We start from the raw sequence: 15,475 nt of genomic DNA, 5'->3' as shown, positions 1-15,475 counted from the left end.
AGAGAGGGGCATAAGCGGGCCGGTAAATTATGGCCCACTTATGGGGGGTGCGGTATTCAGGCCTACTCGTAAGTGCAGAGATAGGCGGTGTCTATGTCGGTTCGGGCTTTGAAGCTGGCCTGGCCGGCTACTTCAAAAAACTCGCCGGAACCGTAGGTCATCCACTCTTCCATGCCGGGCAGGAGCACGGTAAGGGCGCCGCTGATAACGGTCATGGTTTCTTTCTTGCTGGTACCAAACTCGTACTCACCCGGGCTGATAACGCCCACAGTGGCGGGCAGTGTGGAGGTCTGGAATGCGATGGACTTGGCTTTTCCATCAAAGTACTCATTCACTTTTAACATGAAAGCATCTCCTCAAAATCGGTTGGGCGCACTATACGTGAAATTGTGTTGCCGTGTTATGAAAAAGGTAGCTGTGGCCCCATGGGCGGGGAGTTCAGCGGTCTTCGGGTGATTCCGGCTCCGGGGGCGGGGTGACACTCTCGGGGCTGCCCTCATAGCCGCTGCTGAGCTTGTGGGTGTCGGGGTCGTAGTTCTCTCTCAGTTCGTCTTTCACGGTGCCATCCCACAGGGTGGTGCCCGTGAAATAGCCTGCGCGCCCGATAACATGGGCCGCAATCGGGGAGGTTATGAGAATGAACACCACGATAGCGAAGGCCCGGGCAAACACCACGCTGTCACCAAAGTAGAAGGCCACGCCGCCCATGGTGAACATGGCCCCCATGGCGCCGGCCTTTGTTGAGGCGTGCATGCGGGTGGGCAGGTCCGGCAGCCGGAGAATGCCAATGGCTGCAAGCAGCATGAAGGATGCTCCTGCAAGAAGCAGAATCGATATGATGATATCAATCATTCTTGCGTCCCCCCCGCTCCAGGAAACGTGCAAAACCGATGGCCGCCAGGAAGGCAGTCAGAGCAATAACGATCGCGACATCCAGCAGGCTTGATACACCGGTATCAATCGCATGAACCCCTACATAGCCCACCACGATCGACGCTACCAGTTCCAGTGCGACAACCCTGTCAGGCAGAGACGGCCCCTTGGTCAGGCGAATGAACGCGAACAGAAGCGCCAGCGAGAGCATGAAATAGACAATGTTGATAACAAACGGAATCACGTGCTTGGCTCCTCAGCGCAAGATCTTCAGGATTCGGCGCTCAAGTTCCCTGAGTTCCTCCCGCAACTGGTCTTCATCCTGAAGAAACATGGCGTGTATGAACAGCACCTGGCGGTCATCAGACACGTCCAGGCTCAGTGTACCCGGTGTCAGGGAGATTACGCTGCTCAGAAACATGATCTCGACATCCGTACGGGCTTCCAGGCGGAACGCAATCACGCCGGGCCTCATGTACCAGACCGGGGTGGCAACGTCATAGGCAACGCGGAAGTTGGCCTTGACCAGTTCCTTGATAAAGAACACCAGAAACGCGACCACCCGGGGAATACGCCTTGAATAACCCTTCAACACCGGCACCTGGCGCTGGAGCACCATCAGGGCCAGATAAGCGAAGAAGAAGCCCGCGAAGAAGTTCATGGCCGAGAAGTTACCGCTCAGTGCCACCCAGGCAAGTGCCAGCATGATGTTCCAGAAGAAACCGATCATTGTTGCGCACCTCCCAGAACCGCTTCTATATAGAGTTCGGGGTTCATCAACTGATCTGCGGCCATCTCTGCCAGTTCATAGATGGGCTGCCCGTTAAGGCCGATGAACAGGGTGCAGACCGCAAGGCCGACTACCGGAATATGATAGGCCCAGCTGTGGCTTTTTTTCACGTCGCCTTTCAGCAGGCTCATTGACTTGACGTGTTCCGGCGTTTTTTTCCAGAACACTTCGGCCCAGATCTTGATCATGGAATACAGGGTCAGAAGGCCGACCAGCAGGGCGATGCCGGTGACCACATAGGCTTCGGCTTCCAGGCCGGCACGGATGACGACGAATTTGGCGAAGAATCCGGACAGTGGCGGTATGCCGGCCAGGGACAACGCCGGTATCAGGAACAGCAGGGCCAGTATGGGTTTTTCCTTGTAGACACCCCCAAGGTCCTTCAGTTCGTAACTGCCCTGCAAGCGGTAGACAATGCCACTGACCAGGAACAGGTTCGTCTTAACAATGATGTGGTGCATGATGTAGAACACCCCGCCAATGATGGCCAGCGGCGTAAACAGGGCAAGCCCGAGAATCATGTAGCCGATCTGGCTGACAATATGGAAAGACAGGATGCGGCGGAACTCGAACTGGGCTGCGGCCCCCAGAACCCCCGTCAGCATTGTCAAAGCAGCGGCCCACAGCAGGATCGTGTGGGTGTAATCCACGTCCTGGGTGAAGATCAGGGTGAATACCCGGTACAGGGCGTACACCCCTACCTTGGTCAGCAGCCCGGCAAACAGGGCGGATACTGCCACCTGCGGGGTATGGTAGGAGGCGGGCAACCAGAAGAACAGCGGGAAGGCCGCTGCCTTGATGCCGAAGGACACCATGAACATCATCGAGATGACGGTGACCATGCCAGGGTCTTCCAGCGTCGCGACTTTCTGGGCGATATCCGCCATGTTGAGCGTGCCGACGGTGCCGTAAAGCAGCCCCACCGCTGACAGGAAAATTGCCGAAGAAAACAGGTTCAGGGTAACGTATTTGATGGCGCCTTCCATCTGCGCCCGTTCACCGCCCAGGGTGAGCAGGGCGAAAGAGGCCAGCAGCATGACCTCGAACCATACAAACAGGTTGAAGATGTCACCGGTCAGAAAAGAACCTGCCACTCCTGCCAGCAACAGATGCATCAGCGGATAATAGCCGAACTTCTCGTGCCCCTTGGGTGTGGATGCCAGGGAATAGATGGCAATAGCCAGGCCGATGATGCCTGTAAGCACGATCATGATGGCGCTGAGGATATCCGAGACGAATACAATGCTGAACGGCGCCGGCCAGCCGCCCATTTCCATGACCAGGAAGCCCTGGTCCATGGTTGAGCGCAGCAACCAGATGCTGGCTGCCAGTAGCAGAGCCGTCGCGACCACCGCAAGGATGCGCTGATAGCGAACCGAACGCCATAAGGCAACGGAAACAGCGCCGGAAACCAGCGGTATCAGAATCGGTAATGCAAGTTCCGGGTTCAAGTGTCCGTATCCTTCATCTGGTCAAGGTCGTCGGTTCCTACAACTTCATACGCTCTGCGTATGAGAACTACGGCAAAGGCCAGAACGCCAAAGGCAATAACAATCGCAGTAAGTATCAGCGCCTGGGGCAGCGGGTCGGCAATGGCTCCTGCCGGTGCCTCGGCACCTTCGGGCAGCAGCGGTGGCGCACCCCGGGTCATGCCCGATACCACAAAGATAAGCAGATTGGCGGCGTTGCTCAGAATCATCAGGCCGATAACCAGCTTGACGATGGAGCGGCGCAGCATCATGTAGATGGCTGCCGCGAACAGGATACCGACGACATAGGCCATCAGGCTCTCCATAACGGCCCTCCTTCCGGGTTGAAGCAGTAAGATTCGGGTAGCGGTGTCATTCGTCGGACTCCATCAGGCTGATGACAAATGTCATGATGGTGCCGAGGACTGCGGCATAGACACCGATGTCGAATATCAGCGGCGTGGATAGTTTGAGATAACCGTCGCCGGGCAATGGCAACTCCCACCAGTGTGCCGTCAGCATAGGCTGGCCGGCCAGAAACGCCGGAATGGTGGAGGCGAGGGCAAACAGCAGTCCGGCGGACAGAAGATCCCTGGGGGCTACCCGCAGGATTCGCCGCGTGGCCTCCGAGCCAAAGGCAAAGGCATAAAGGACAAAAGCGCCAGAAGCAACCAGTCCGCCGATGAACCCCCCGCCTGGCTCGTCATGGCCGCGGAACAACAGGAAAACCGAGAACATCAGCTGCAATGGCATGATGAACAGCGCGGCAGTGTGAAGAATCAGGGTGTTGGACTTCATGGCTTGTACTGATCCTCCGCCTTCAGTTTGATCATCGACAGCACACCGAGTGCCGCAAGGGACAGAACGAAGATCTCGCCCAGGGTATCCAGCGCCCGGAAGTCCACCAGGATCACATTGACGATGTTGCGGCCATAAGCCAGCGGCGCGCTGTTCTCGATGTAGTAGCTCGAGATACTCTCAAAGTACTGGACGTCCTGGGCGGCCAGAATCAGCAGTGTCATCACCACGCCGGCAAAGGCGGCTACCGCAAGGTCCCGGTAGCGCTCGAAAGGTGAGGAGAGATTGACGAATTCCGGCAGTCTGAACAGCACCAGCACCAGCAGAATGACTGTCAGGGTCTCTACCAGCAGCTGGGTAATACCCAGATCCGGTGCGCTGAACAGAATAAAGGTGAGGGCGACACCGAAACCGAGAACACCCATGGATGCAACCGAGCCCAGGCGCGATTGGGTGGCACTGGCGAAAATGGCCGCCACGATCAGCAGCAGTGCTATGCCCCATTCGTAGAAGTGACTGTCGGTCAGGTCCAGCGTCAGGGTGATCCCGTGGTGGGTCAGCAGGGTGAACCCCGTCAGGCCGAAAGTTACCGCAACGAGCAGCAGCAGATACAGTCCGAGTACTCCGTTCTGAAGGATCCGGGTCTGCCAGGCGGCGACGATGGTGATACCTTCCATAAAGCGGAAGTAACCCGCCTCCGGGCCAAACCGGGCGGCAGTGGTATTGATGGCGTAAATGGATGGCTGCAGCCGGTTCCAGCCAGAAAGCAGGCTCAGGCCCAGTACCAGGCTGCCGATTGACAGTATCAGCGGTACATTGACGCCGTGCCACAGCGCCAGATGGGTTTCTACCGATGCACCATTAACGCTGCTGACCGCAGACTGGAGCAGGGCTCCTTCTGGCAGGAAGGGCGCCAGGCCGAATATCAGGGCAATCACCGACAGTGCCGCGGGGCCTACCAGCATTCCGAAAGGAGCTTCGTGGGGTGATTTCGGGGTATTTCCGACCTTGCCGAAGAAAGGCTTGATGGCCACCAGGCCCGCAACGCCAACAATCAGCACCGCCGCGGCGACCGCCACAGTGGTCAGGGCGGCGGACCACAGCGGTGAGTCCAGCAGCGATTCGAACAGCAGTTCCTTGGCGATAAATCCGAACAGAGGCGGCAGGCCTGCCAGCGACAGTGCCGCCAGACAGGCAATGGCAGCCGTCAACGGCATCGCCTTCCGGAGGCCGCCCATACGGGTAATGTCCTTGGTGCCGGTTTCGTGATCCAGGGCGCCGGCAATCATGAACAGCGCACCCTTGTACAGGGAATGCGCAACCAGGAAGCAGATAAAGGCGGTCAGGGCCAGTTCGGTGCCCACCCCTATCAGCATGGTCAGGGTGCCCAGGGCCATGATGGTGGAGAAGGCCAGAACCTTCTTGATACCGGTGCTGCTGAAAGCCAGGTAGGCACCGGTGAGCATGGTGGCGGCACCAAACGCCATCAGTGCCTGGCTCCAGAGCTCACCCTCGCCGAGGGAAGGGTTCAGGCGGGCCATCAGATAAACACCGGCCTTGACCATGGTGGCTGAATGCAGGAAAGCGGACACCGGCGTGGGCGCCGCCATGGCATTGGGCAGCCAGAAGTGGAACGGAACCTGGGCCGATTTGGTGAACGTGCCCGCCAGAATGCAGATAACGGCAGCTGTGTAAAAGGCATGCTCGTGCAGAGCCATGTCAGAAGACAGAATTTCAGACAGCGAATAGCTGCCACTCATGATGGCCAGAAGCACCAGGCCGGCCATCAACGCGAGACCCCCGGCTACAGTAACGAACAGGCCCTGCAGAGCGCATTTGCGCGCTTCCATGTCTTCATGGTTGAAACCGATCAGCAAGTAGGAGGTTATGCTGGTCAGCTCCCAGAACACGAACAGGGTAATCAGGTTGTCGGAAAGCACCAGCCCCAGCATGGACGCCATGAAGGAGAGCATGATCACGTAGAAGCGTGCCAGGTACCTGTGGCCGGCCAGGTAGGCGCCGGCGTAGATCAGGATGAAGGTGCCAATGCCACTGATCAGCAACGCAAACACCAGAGAGAGGCCGTCGACCATGAAATCGAGGGTTATCCCGAGGCCCGGCAACCACTGGTGCTCGAACAGAAGCGTTTCGCCACCGCTGATCGCGGGAATCAGGCTGGCAAAGTATACCGTGAGCGAAGCGGGTAGAAGTGCCAGTAGCCAGCCGACATAACTGCCAGCCAAACGGCAGAGCACCGGTACGGCAAAAGCCAGTAAAAAGCCTGACAGTACAGCCAGTAACATCATTTAAGGGTACTCCGTTAAAACCCGGTTCTCAGGTTCTGCGGTTATCATATTTTAGCCCTTGCACCATGATCATACGCTGCTAAACGGCAATGGACACAACAACCCATGGGAGTGGACGCCCTATTGATCCCAGGTCTGGCCGCGGGTGTTTTCTGTGGTTTTGACCTCCAGGTGCATGGCGGCCTTGGCCAGGAAGTTGGCGCTGACGGGCGCTGTCATGAAGAGAAACACAGTGACCAGGATCTCTTCAACACCGATGCCCCTGCCGAGGGTACTGAAATAAATCACGGAGCTGACGACGATGGCGCCCACGCCGACCGTGGTTGCTTTGGTTGGACCATGCAAGCGGGTGTAAAAATCCGGTAGGCGGGCCAGCCCAATGGCCCCGATCAGGGTGAAGGCGCCACCTACAAGCAGCAAAACGGAAATGGCAATTTCGGCGAACGTGCTCATCGGGTTTCCTCCGGGTTATTCAATGACGCTGCCGCGCTTGAGGTATTTTGCCATTGCAACCGTTCCGACGAATCCCATCACCGCAATGAGCAGGGCGGATTCGAGGTACATACGAGTTTGTAGCGCGATACCGAGCAGAACGATAAGTGCGATGGCGTTGACGTAGAGAGTGTCGAGCGCCAGTACCCTATCGGGCGCATCCGGGCCCTTGATCACGCGATACACGTTCAGTAAGGCTGCCAGCGTGACCATGGCGATGGTGATGTAGAGCGCAATCAGAATCATCGGAACATCTCCAGCAGTGGCTTCTCATAGCGGGCTCGAATGGTGTCGATAATTTCCTGCTCATCCTCTGCATCCAGTGAATGGATGAGAATCAGTTTGTTGTCGTCGCTGACATCGGCACCAACCGTTCCAGGTGTCAGTGAGATAGTGCTGACCAGTATGCTGATCGCCAGGGGGTGATCCAGTTCCAGAGGATAACAGATGAACATGGGGCGCGGCTGTCGGGGGCTGAGAATGAGTTTTGCCACTTCAACGCTGGCAACAACAATATCCCAGAGGACTCGCAACGCGTATGCTGGCGCCCGCCAACCCCTCATTACAGCGGGAGGGTCAGGCCAGAACCTCCGGGTCATCTGTGGTATTCCCCAGGCAAGTATAATGCCCAGTACGACACTGCCACCGCTTATGCCGTCACTCAGAAATTGCCAGGTGAAGAACAGGGTCAGGCTTAGCCAGGGCTGAGGAAAACTGAGGCGATCGAGCATTAGCTGTCCTCCCCGACCATGGGGGTCTGCAAGATTTCGATATAGGCGTCACTGTTGTGCAGTTGCGCCGCCGTTGCGTCGGTATAGTTCATTATGGGGCCAGCCAGAACAACCATCACGATTGCCAGGGCAGTGAGTGCTCCGGCTGCCACGGAAACCCGGCCGTTAAGCGGATCCTTTTTTTCCAGATGACCATCCACCGTACGCCAGAACACGATGCTGCCGGCGCGGCTGTAGGCGATGAGAGTGAGGAAGCTGCCGAGCAGCAGTATGGACCACAGCCAGGCCATTTCGGCTCCGGATTCAACAGATTTCAGAATCAGTACCTTGCCAAAGAAGCCGCTCAGGGGCGGCAGGCCGGCCGCAGCCACGGCACCCACGAGGAACAGGACACTGAGGAAGGTGCGGCTGTGCATTTTGGGCGCAGTAACAATGCGGTCTTTGACCGAACCGCGCTGGTTAGCGACCAGCTGAGAAACAAGGAACAGACCGCCCACCGTCCAGGTGGTGCTTAGCAGGTAAAACAGTGCTGCAGATAGTCCGGCTTCGGAACCAAGTGCGATTGGAGCCAGCAAAGTGCCTACTGAAATGATGACCTGCCAGGCGACCAATGTCTTCAAAGTGCCAGAACCCAGTGCGCCAATAACGCCCATGGCGAGTGTGGCAAGGGCAATCGGGAACAGCCAGTCCATGCCGAGATTGGCGAGCTTGCCCGCATCGTCGCCGAAAATCAGCAGGTAGACCCGCAGAATGGCGTAAATGCCAACCTTGGTCATAACCGCGAACAGTGCAGCAACCGGCGCCGTCGCTTTTGAATAGGCCCGTGGCAGCCAGAAGCAGAGGGGCAGAATGGCTGCTTTGAGGCCGAAGACCACCAGCAGCATCATGCCGCCGGCCTTGACGATGTTCAGACCTTCTCCGGAGACTTGTGGAACCTTGACTGCCAGATCTGCCATATTCAGTGTGCCGGTGACGCTATAGATCATCCCGACACTGATCAGGAACACCGCAGAACCGATCAGGTTCAGCACGACATAGTGCAGGCCCGGAACGGTTCTGACTGTCCCGCCGCCATGCATCAGCAGGCCATATGAGGCGATCAGCAGAACCTCGAAGGCAACAAACAGGTTGAACAGGTCGCCGGTCAGGAAGGCAATGTTCAGTCCCATTAGCTGGAACAGGAACAGGCCATGGAACTGACGGTTACCCTCATCAGCGCCGCCGATCGAAAAGAGGTGACAGAGAAAGGCCAGAATGGCAGTCATGATGAGCATCAGGGCGGCCAATCGATCCAGCACCAGCACAATTCCGAATGGGGGCTGCCAGTTGCCGAATGCATAGATCCGATAACTGCCATCGTTTGCCATTATCAGTAGAACGATGGCGGATACCAGCATCAGAACAGTGGTGCCCAACGCGAGCGTGCGCCGCAGGCTGATAGGCGCGTAGCCCATAAAAATCTGGAGAATGCCGCCGAGCAGGGGAATAAGAATTGGAGCGGTAAGCCAATGGTTCATTTACCGTTAACCTCCGATTCTTCCTCAGGTGCGGGTGTTTTGTAGGGTTGTTTGCCGTCCACGTGGTCATCCTCGTTGTCGGCCAGGTTGCGCAGGGACAGCACGACCACGAACGCAGTCATTGCAAAGCCAATCACAATAGCCGTGAGCACAAGCGCCTGTGGCAGGGGGTCAGAATAACTGCCTGCGGTGCCGATAATCGGTTGCTGGCCGGTAGCCAGGCGACCACTTGCGAAAAGAAACAGGTTGACGCCGTACGACAACAGGGTCAGGCCGACTACCACAGGGAAGGTGCGGGCGCGCAGAATCAGATACACGCCGGATGCCGTCAGTGCGCCGATAACCAATGCGAAAACAAGCTCCATTACGCATCCTCCTTGATACTTTTTATGGCGGAGTGAGGAGACAACCGGCCGACAGTTACCAGCGAGAGCAGCGTGGCACCGATGACCGCCAGGTAGACGCCGAGATCAAAGATCAGGGCCGAGGCTACTTCGAACTTGCCTACCACCGGCCAGGTTATGTAATCGAAGGTGGATGTAAGGAACGGGTAGCCGAACGCGAAACTGCCGACCCCGGCAATCGTTGCGAACAGCAGGCCCAAACCAATGACATTGTGATAGCGCAGACGGATTCGATCCTCTGTCCACTCCATGCCGCTGGCAACGTATTGAAGAATCAGAGCAACGGAGGTGATGAGACCGGCAATAAAGCCGCCGCCCGGCAGGTTGTGGCCACGGAGGAAAATGAAGGCGGACACCATCAGGGCAAGCGGCAGCATCGGCCGTGCAATCAGGCTCAACATCAACGGGTGCGCATCCCGGGCCCACGCGTGGCCTGCGCCATCGCCTGGCGGTGGGGTCAGCGCTGTGTCTTTGAGCATGGCGTGGATGCCCAGGGCGGCAATGGCCAGGACCGCGATCTCGCCCAGAGTATCGAAGCCCCGGAAGTCTACAAGAATGACGTTGACCACGTTGGTACCGCCACCGCCGGGCTTGCTGTTCTCCAGGAAGAACTCAGAGATCGAACTGAATGGCTGGGTCAGCATGGCAAGCGTTACCAGCGTCATGCCAATACCCGCGACCGCTGCAATAGCCGTATCCCGGACACGGCGTCTCAGTGACGTTTCGATGGGCGTCCAGGGCCGCATGTAATAGATTGCGAGCATCAGCAGAACGATGGTGACCACCTCTACAGAGAGCTGGGTCATCGCCAGGTCCGGTGCCGAAAAGCGGGCGAAGGCCAAAGCCACGACCAGCCCCACAACGCTTAACAGAACCAGTGCATAGAAACGCTGTCGGTGCAGTCCCGCGGTTGCAAAAGCACAGAGTATCAGTACAGCGGCCGCAATCGCCGTTGGCGCATCCACAGCGCTCAAGCCGTTCTCGCCGACAAAGACCCCCAGGTCAAGCAATGGCATGGCTGCAACAGCGATCACACTGACAAGCAGCAGCAGAGCATAGCGCTGCAGCGAGCCGTTCTCCACGCGAGATGTCACGCTGTTGGCAAAGTCTACTATCCGCGAAACAGTGCTCTCGAACACGGCTTTTTCATCGATTTCCCTGAAGCGTGCGTGAAAATCGAAAAAGCGCCGGCGTTGGCTGTACATGAGCAGGCCGCCAAGGAATGCGACAAAACTCATTAACAGCGGAAGATTGAAACCATGGAAGATCGTCAGGGTGTAATCGGGTACCTCACCACCAAGCGTTGCCGAGGCGGCCATGAAGAGTAGCGGGCCCACGGACACCGCAGGGAACAGGCCAACCATGATGCAGGCGAACACCAGGATTTCCACTGGGAACTTCATGTAGCGAGGCGGTTCATGGGGTGGGTAAATCGGAAGATTCACCGGTTTGCCGTTGAAGAAAACGTCATGGATAAAGCGGGCCGAATACGCCACGGCGAATATCCCGGCCAGGGTCGCAACGGTCGGAGGTAGCCAGGCCAGAAGCCCTGGTAGATTCAGCTCCAGGGATTCGGCAAAGAACATTTCCTTGCTCAGGAAGCCGTTCAGCAGTGGTACGCCAGCCATGGATGAAGCGGCCACCATGGCGAGGGTTGCGGTGTGTGGCATGAAGCGCCAGAGGCCATTGATGCGGCGCATATCCCGAGTGCCGGTTTCGTGATCGATAATCCCTGCCGCCATAAAGAGGGAGGCTTTAAAGGTGGCGTGGTTGATCACGTGGAAGACTGCCGCCACGGCGGCAAGCTGCGTGCCCATACCGAACAGCAGGGTGATCAGGCCCAGGTGGCTCACTGTTGAATGGGCCAGAAGTCCCTTGAGGTCATGCTTGAACATGGCGACATAGGCGCCAATGAGCAGGGTGGCCATCCCGGTAAAGCTGACCATATAGAACCATTGTTCGGTGCCCGCCAGCGCCGGGTAAAGCCTGGCCATCAGGAAAATGCCGGCTTTCACCATCGTAGCCGAGTGCAGGTAGGCCGATACTGGTGTGGGCGCCTGCATGGCATGGGGTAGCCAGAAATGGAACGGGAACTGGGCTGATTTGGTAAAAGCGCCGAGCAGCACCAGGGTCAGGGCGACCGGGTACATGGCATGTGCTTTGATTTGGTCGCCGGCTGCAAGCACGTCATCGAGTTCAAAGCTGCCAACAATGTTGCCAATAATCAGAATACCCGCGAGCAGCGCGAGGCCACCGCCGCCGGTTACCGCCAGCGCCATCCGGGCGCCCCGGCGTGCGTCCTGTTTGTGGCTCCAGAAGCCGATCAGCAGGAATGAGGTCAGACTAGTCAGTTCCCAGAAAATCATCATCAACAGCAGGTTGCTGGAGAGCACAATGCCCAGCATGGAGCCCTTGAAACAGAGCAGCAGGGCGTAGAACTTGCCAATGTTCTCATAGGCCTTCAGATAGTAGCGCGCGTAGAGAATGATCAGCAGTCCAATAATCAGGATCAGCAGAGCGAACAGCAGAGATAGCCCATCCAGCCGGAAACTCAAGGAGAGGCCGAGGGCCGGCAACCATTCATAGCTGTGCAGTACCACGCCGCCATTGGCGAGGGTTTCCCAATGGGGGAACAGGGCTGCGAGCGCAATCAGCGCGGGTACAGAAGACGCAACGGCAATTGCCGTTCTGCCGCCCTGGGCGAACAGGGGTGCAGCTATGGCACCCAGAAAAGGCAGTAAAACAACCAGCGGTAGCGACATCGCAACCTCGTTATTGGTTTTTTTCTACGTGAGTATTGAAGGCGTGTTTGCGTGAGTCCAGTAGTCAGGCCCGTGAAAGTTGGCTGGATCGCTCCGGGGCTAGAGGCGGATCCGCAGGGAATGTTAATCATTACCCTGTATTCAGACGCCTGAGAGACTATCCGACACCTTGATTAAAGGCAAGACAGGTTGCAGGCCCTCAGAGTTCTGAGAAAGACAGACGTCTCATACGGCTTTGCAGAGTGGTCAGACCACCGGGCTATCACGCTAACATTGATGGTGGTCAGAAATCACGGCGGTCCTGGTAGGGTTTTTCCGGGGAACCGGAGTTCCGGGCTACCGCGATACGCTGGTTTGCCCGGCCGAGCACTTTCTTCTGCAGCCGGGTTTCCCAGTCCAGCGCGGCCTTGTCGCTTGCGTTCCAGCTGCGGTTGAACAGCAGCTTGCTGGCGGCCACGGCATCCGGTGAGCGGCTAGCCAGTTCCTTTGCGAAGGCCATGGCTTCTGCCATCGGATCATCGCTGACGCGGCTGACCAGCCCCATGGCCTTGGCTTCCGTGCCGGTAAAACGCCGGGCGGTCATGGTGAGTTCCTTGGCCAGGTCGATGGGTATCAGTTCACGCAGGGTCACGGTCAGGCTCATGTCCGGAATCAGGCCCCACTTGCTCTCCATGATGGAAAACTCGCAGTCGGCGGTGGAGAACCGGAAGTCTGCCCCCAGTGCCACCTGGAAGCCGCCGCCGAAGCAGTAGCCATGGGTAACCGCAATGACCGGTGCCGGCACATCCCGCCAGAGGTAGCCCACGTCCTGTGCCAGGTTGCTGATCCTGCGGCCCGGTTTGATCAGCAGTTTCAGAAAGTTGACCGGATTCTTCGACACGGTTTTGACATCCAGTCCGGAGCAGAAGGCTTCCCCTGCACCCCGCAGAATAATGGCGCGCACACTGCGGTCTTTCTTCAGGGTTCTGGCTGCCCGGGTAATCGCTTCGAACATGGGCATGTCCAGGCCATTGTATTTATCAGGCCGGTTGAGGGTTACCGTGGCGATGCCATCCTCGATACTGATCAATACCCGGTCAGAATCACGTGCGCTCATAGGGTTGGTTCCATGTCATACGTTAGTCGTAGGCCGCTATGCTACCATGTTGCCTCCTGATGAAAACGCCCACGAATGGCAGAGATTGAGAAAGAGAGACCACATGACCCAAGCATACCCGAACCTGCTCAAACCCCTGGACCTGGGCTTCACCGAGCTGAAAAACCGCGTGCTCATGGGCTCCATGCACACGGGCCTGGAGGATCGTTTCTGGAACATCCACAAACTGGCCCGCTATTTCGCCGAACGTGCAGAGGGTGGCGTGGGGCTCATGGTCACCGGCGGTTTCTCCCCCAACTTCGTGGGCCAGCTTTCACCCCTGGCATCCACCATGAACCATCGCGGCACCGCGCTGCTTCACCGCCATGTCACCAGTGAGGTTCACGATGCCGGCGGCAAGATCTGCCTGCAGTTGCTGCACGCCGGCCGTTATGGTTACCAGCCTTTCAGTGTCTCCGCATCTGCCACCAAGGCGCCCATTACGCCCTTCAAGGCCCGGGCGCTGTCCACCAAAGGCGTCGACAAGCAGATTGACGATTTCGTGAATGCCGCAAAGCTGGCGAAACTTGCCCGCTATGATGGCGTCGAGGTGATGGGCTCGGAAGGTTATTTCATCAACCAGTTTCTGTGTGAGCGAACCAACAAACGCACCGACAAATGGGGCGGCCCCTTCGAAAACCGCATGCAGCTGCCAGTGGAAATTGTCCGCCGGATGCGTGAAGCGGTTGGCCCGGAATTTATTATCATCTACCGGTTGTCCATGCTGGATCTGGTGGAAGGTGGCCAGACCTGGGATCAGGTGGTCCAGCTCGGCAAGGCTATCGAAAAGGCCGGTGCCACCATCATCAATACCGGCATCGGTTGGCACGAAGCGCGGGTGCCCACCATCGTAACCTCCGTGCCCCGCGGAGGCTTTGCGGATGTCACCGCCAAGTTCTATGGCGAGGTGGATATTCCCGTGTGTACCACCAACCGCATCAATACCCCTGAGAAGGGCGAGGAAATTCTGGCCGCGGGCAAGGCGGACATGGTGTCCATGGCCCGGCCACTGCTGGCGGATTCGGAGTTTGTCCGCAAGGCGGAGCAGAACCGAAGCGACGAAATCAATACCTGTATCGCTTGCAACCAGGCCTGTCTCGACCACGTGTTCCTGCTCAAGCGTGCATCCTGCCTGGTCAACCCCCGGGCCTGTCACGAAACCGAACTGGTGCTTACGGTAGCCCCGGTCAGCCGCCGCGTTGCGGTGGTGGGCGCGGGCCCGGCGGGGCTGGCCGCAGCCACCACCGCTGCCAAACGGGGACACAAGGTCACCCTGTTTGAAGCCGACGACAAAATTGGCGGGCAGTTCAACTACGCCAAACGAATCCCGGGCAAAGAAGAGTTCTACGAGACCTTGCGTTACTACCAGCGCCAGATTGAAATCCTGGGTATTGATCTCAGGCTCAATACCCGGGTGGATTCGGATTCAGTCAGTGAAGCCGGCTTCGATGACGTGATAATCGCCACGGGCGTGAAGCCCCGCACACCGAAGATTGAGGGTATCGATCACCCCAAGGTGCTGGGCTATCTGGATGTGCTACGCCACAACAAGCCTGTGGGCCAGTCCGTGGCAGTGATCGGCGCCGGCGGCATCGGCTTTGATGTCAGCGAGTTCCTGACCCATGACTTCGGTCATCACCCGGAGGGGGAGCAGGTCAGCGTCGCCGAGTGGCAGGCGGAGTGGGGCGTTGATCCGCAGTTTGAAGGCCCGGGCGGGCTGGCGGAGCGCAAGCCCACATCGTCACCACGCAAGATCTACCTGATGCAGCGCAAGACCAGCAAGGTGGGTGGCGGCCTCGGAAAAACCTCCGGGTGGGTACACCGCAACAGCCTCAAACACCGGGACGTGGAAATGCTGCGCGGCTGCAGCTACGAGAAAATTGACGATGACGGCCTGCACATCACCCTGTCAGACAAGGATGGAAAGGTAACGGAGAGCAAGGTGCTGGCGGTGGATAATGTCATCATTTGCGCAGGCCAGGAGCCATTCCGAGCGTTATTTGATGATTTGGTGAACCGCGGGATCAAGACCCATCTGATCGGTGGTGCGGATGTTGCGGAAGAGCTGGATGCCAAGCGGGCGATCCGCCAGGGTACAGAGGTGGCTGCAGGAATCTGAGGGTGACGATACGGGTGGAGGCGACAAATTTGGTCACAAAGTGATCGCCTTGATCAGTCTGGTAAAGCTGGCAGTCGGT

The 15,475-nt window shown here is 57.9% G+C and carries 16 protein-coding genes; 1 reads left to right on the top strand and 15 read right to left on the bottom strand.

Going from position 1 to position 15,475, the window contains the following annotated elements:
• Positions 1-62 precede the first annotated feature (62 nt).
• The 15 genes from HLUCCO03_RS08215 to HLUCCO03_RS08145 form a co-directional block, all read right to left on the bottom strand.
• Positions 63-344 carry a pyrimidine/purine nucleoside phosphorylase gene (locus tag HLUCCO03_RS08215; protein ID WP_027832820.1) on the bottom strand — a complete coding sequence of 94 codons (282 nt, stop codon included), beginning with the start codon at positions 342-344 and terminating at the stop codon, positions 63-65.
• 94 nt (positions 345-438) lie between these two features.
• Positions 439-852, bottom strand: a complete 414-nt coding sequence (gene mnhG / locus HLUCCO03_RS08210; RefSeq protein ID WP_292016658.1) for a monovalent cation/H(+) antiporter subunit G — start codon at positions 850-852, stop codon at positions 439-441.
• Positions 845-1,117, bottom strand: coding sequence for a monovalent cation/H+ antiporter complex subunit F (locus tag HLUCCO03_RS08205; RefSeq protein ID WP_027832819.1), 273 nt, complete (start codon positions 1,115-1,117; stop codon positions 845-847). Before HLUCCO03_RS08205 ends, mnhG begins: the two co-directional genes overlap by 8 nt.
• A gap of 12 nt (positions 1,118-1,129) precedes the next feature.
• Positions 1,130-1,603: a Na+/H+ antiporter subunit E gene (locus HLUCCO03_RS08200; protein ID WP_027832818.1), complete on the bottom strand. Its 474-nt coding sequence runs from the start codon at positions 1,601-1,603 to the stop codon at positions 1,130-1,132.
• On the bottom strand, positions 1,600-3,114 hold the full coding sequence (locus tag HLUCCO03_RS08195; RefSeq protein ID WP_027832817.1) for a Na+/H+ antiporter subunit D: 1,515 nt from the start codon (positions 3,112-3,114) through the stop codon (positions 1,600-1,602). Before HLUCCO03_RS08195 ends, HLUCCO03_RS08200 begins: the two co-directional genes overlap by 4 nt.
• Positions 3,111-3,458 (bottom strand): Na+/H+ antiporter subunit C, encoded by a 348-nt coding sequence (locus tag HLUCCO03_RS08190; RefSeq protein ID WP_027832816.1) that lies wholly within the window; start codon positions 3,456-3,458, stop codon positions 3,111-3,113. Before HLUCCO03_RS08190 ends, HLUCCO03_RS08195 begins: the two co-directional genes overlap by 4 nt.
• A 46-nt stretch (positions 3,459-3,504) precedes the next feature.
• The gene (locus HLUCCO03_RS08185; protein ID WP_027832815.1) at positions 3,505-3,930 is read right to left on the bottom strand and encodes a Na+/H+ antiporter subunit B; all 426 of its coding nucleotides are present in this window, start codon (positions 3,928-3,930) and stop codon (positions 3,505-3,507) included.
• Complete coding sequence (locus HLUCCO03_RS08180) at positions 3,927-6,236, bottom strand: putative monovalent cation/H+ antiporter subunit A (protein WP_027832814.1); 2,310 nt, start codon at positions 6,234-6,236, stop codon at positions 3,927-3,929. Before HLUCCO03_RS08180 ends, HLUCCO03_RS08185 begins: the two co-directional genes overlap by 4 nt.
• A 120-nt stretch (positions 6,237-6,356) precedes the next feature.
• On the bottom strand, positions 6,357-6,689 hold the full coding sequence (locus tag HLUCCO03_RS08175; protein ID WP_027832813.1) for a Na+/H+ antiporter subunit G: 333 nt from the start codon (positions 6,687-6,689) through the stop codon (positions 6,357-6,359).
• Between the two features lie 15 nt (positions 6,690-6,704).
• Positions 6,705-6,974 (bottom strand): K+/H+ antiporter subunit F, encoded by a 270-nt coding sequence (locus HLUCCO03_RS08170; RefSeq protein WP_027832812.1) that lies wholly within the window; start codon positions 6,972-6,974, stop codon positions 6,705-6,707.
• A complete protein-coding gene (locus HLUCCO03_RS08165; RefSeq protein ID WP_027832811.1) occupies positions 6,971-7,459 on the bottom strand; it encodes a Na+/H+ antiporter subunit E in 489 nt (162 codons plus the stop codon). The genes HLUCCO03_RS08170 and HLUCCO03_RS08165 overlap by 4 nt, the downstream gene beginning before the upstream one ends.
• Positions 7,459-8,976 (bottom strand): monovalent cation/H+ antiporter subunit D, encoded by a 1,518-nt coding sequence (locus HLUCCO03_RS08160; RefSeq protein WP_027832810.1) that lies wholly within the window; start codon positions 8,974-8,976, stop codon positions 7,459-7,461. The genes HLUCCO03_RS08165 and HLUCCO03_RS08160 overlap by 1 nt, the downstream gene beginning before the upstream one ends.
• Positions 8,973-9,341 carry a Na+/H+ antiporter subunit C gene (locus HLUCCO03_RS08155; RefSeq protein ID WP_027832809.1) on the bottom strand — a complete coding sequence of 123 codons (369 nt, stop codon included), beginning with the start codon at positions 9,339-9,341 and terminating at the stop codon, positions 8,973-8,975. Before HLUCCO03_RS08155 ends, HLUCCO03_RS08160 begins: the two co-directional genes overlap by 4 nt.
• On the bottom strand, positions 9,341-12,142 hold the full coding sequence (locus HLUCCO03_RS08150) for a monovalent cation/H+ antiporter subunit A (protein ID WP_027832808.1): 2,802 nt from the start codon (positions 12,140-12,142) through the stop codon (positions 9,341-9,343). The genes HLUCCO03_RS08155 and HLUCCO03_RS08150 overlap by 1 nt, the downstream gene beginning before the upstream one ends.
• A 283-nt stretch (positions 12,143-12,425) precedes the next feature.
• The gene (locus tag HLUCCO03_RS08145; RefSeq protein WP_027832807.1) at positions 12,426-13,238 is read right to left on the bottom strand and encodes a crotonase/enoyl-CoA hydratase family protein; all 813 of its coding nucleotides are present in this window, start codon (positions 13,236-13,238) and stop codon (positions 12,426-12,428) included.
• A 103-nt stretch (positions 13,239-13,341) separates the two neighbouring features.
• On the opposite strand from HLUCCO03_RS08145, the gene HLUCCO03_RS08140 reads away from it, so the two are divergent.
• Positions 13,342-15,396, top strand: a complete 2,055-nt coding sequence (locus HLUCCO03_RS08140) for an NADPH-dependent 2,4-dienoyl-CoA reductase (RefSeq protein WP_027832806.1) — start codon at positions 13,342-13,344, stop codon at positions 15,394-15,396.
• Positions 15,397-15,475 lie beyond the last annotated feature (79 nt).

This window comes from Marinobacter sp. HL-58, assembly GCF_001314605.1.
GTDB lineage: Bacteria > Pseudomonadota > Gammaproteobacteria > Pseudomonadales > Oleiphilaceae > Marinobacter.
The sequence above is the reverse complement of the archived record's forward strand: the minus strand, read 5'-3'. Positions and strand labels throughout refer to the sequence as shown.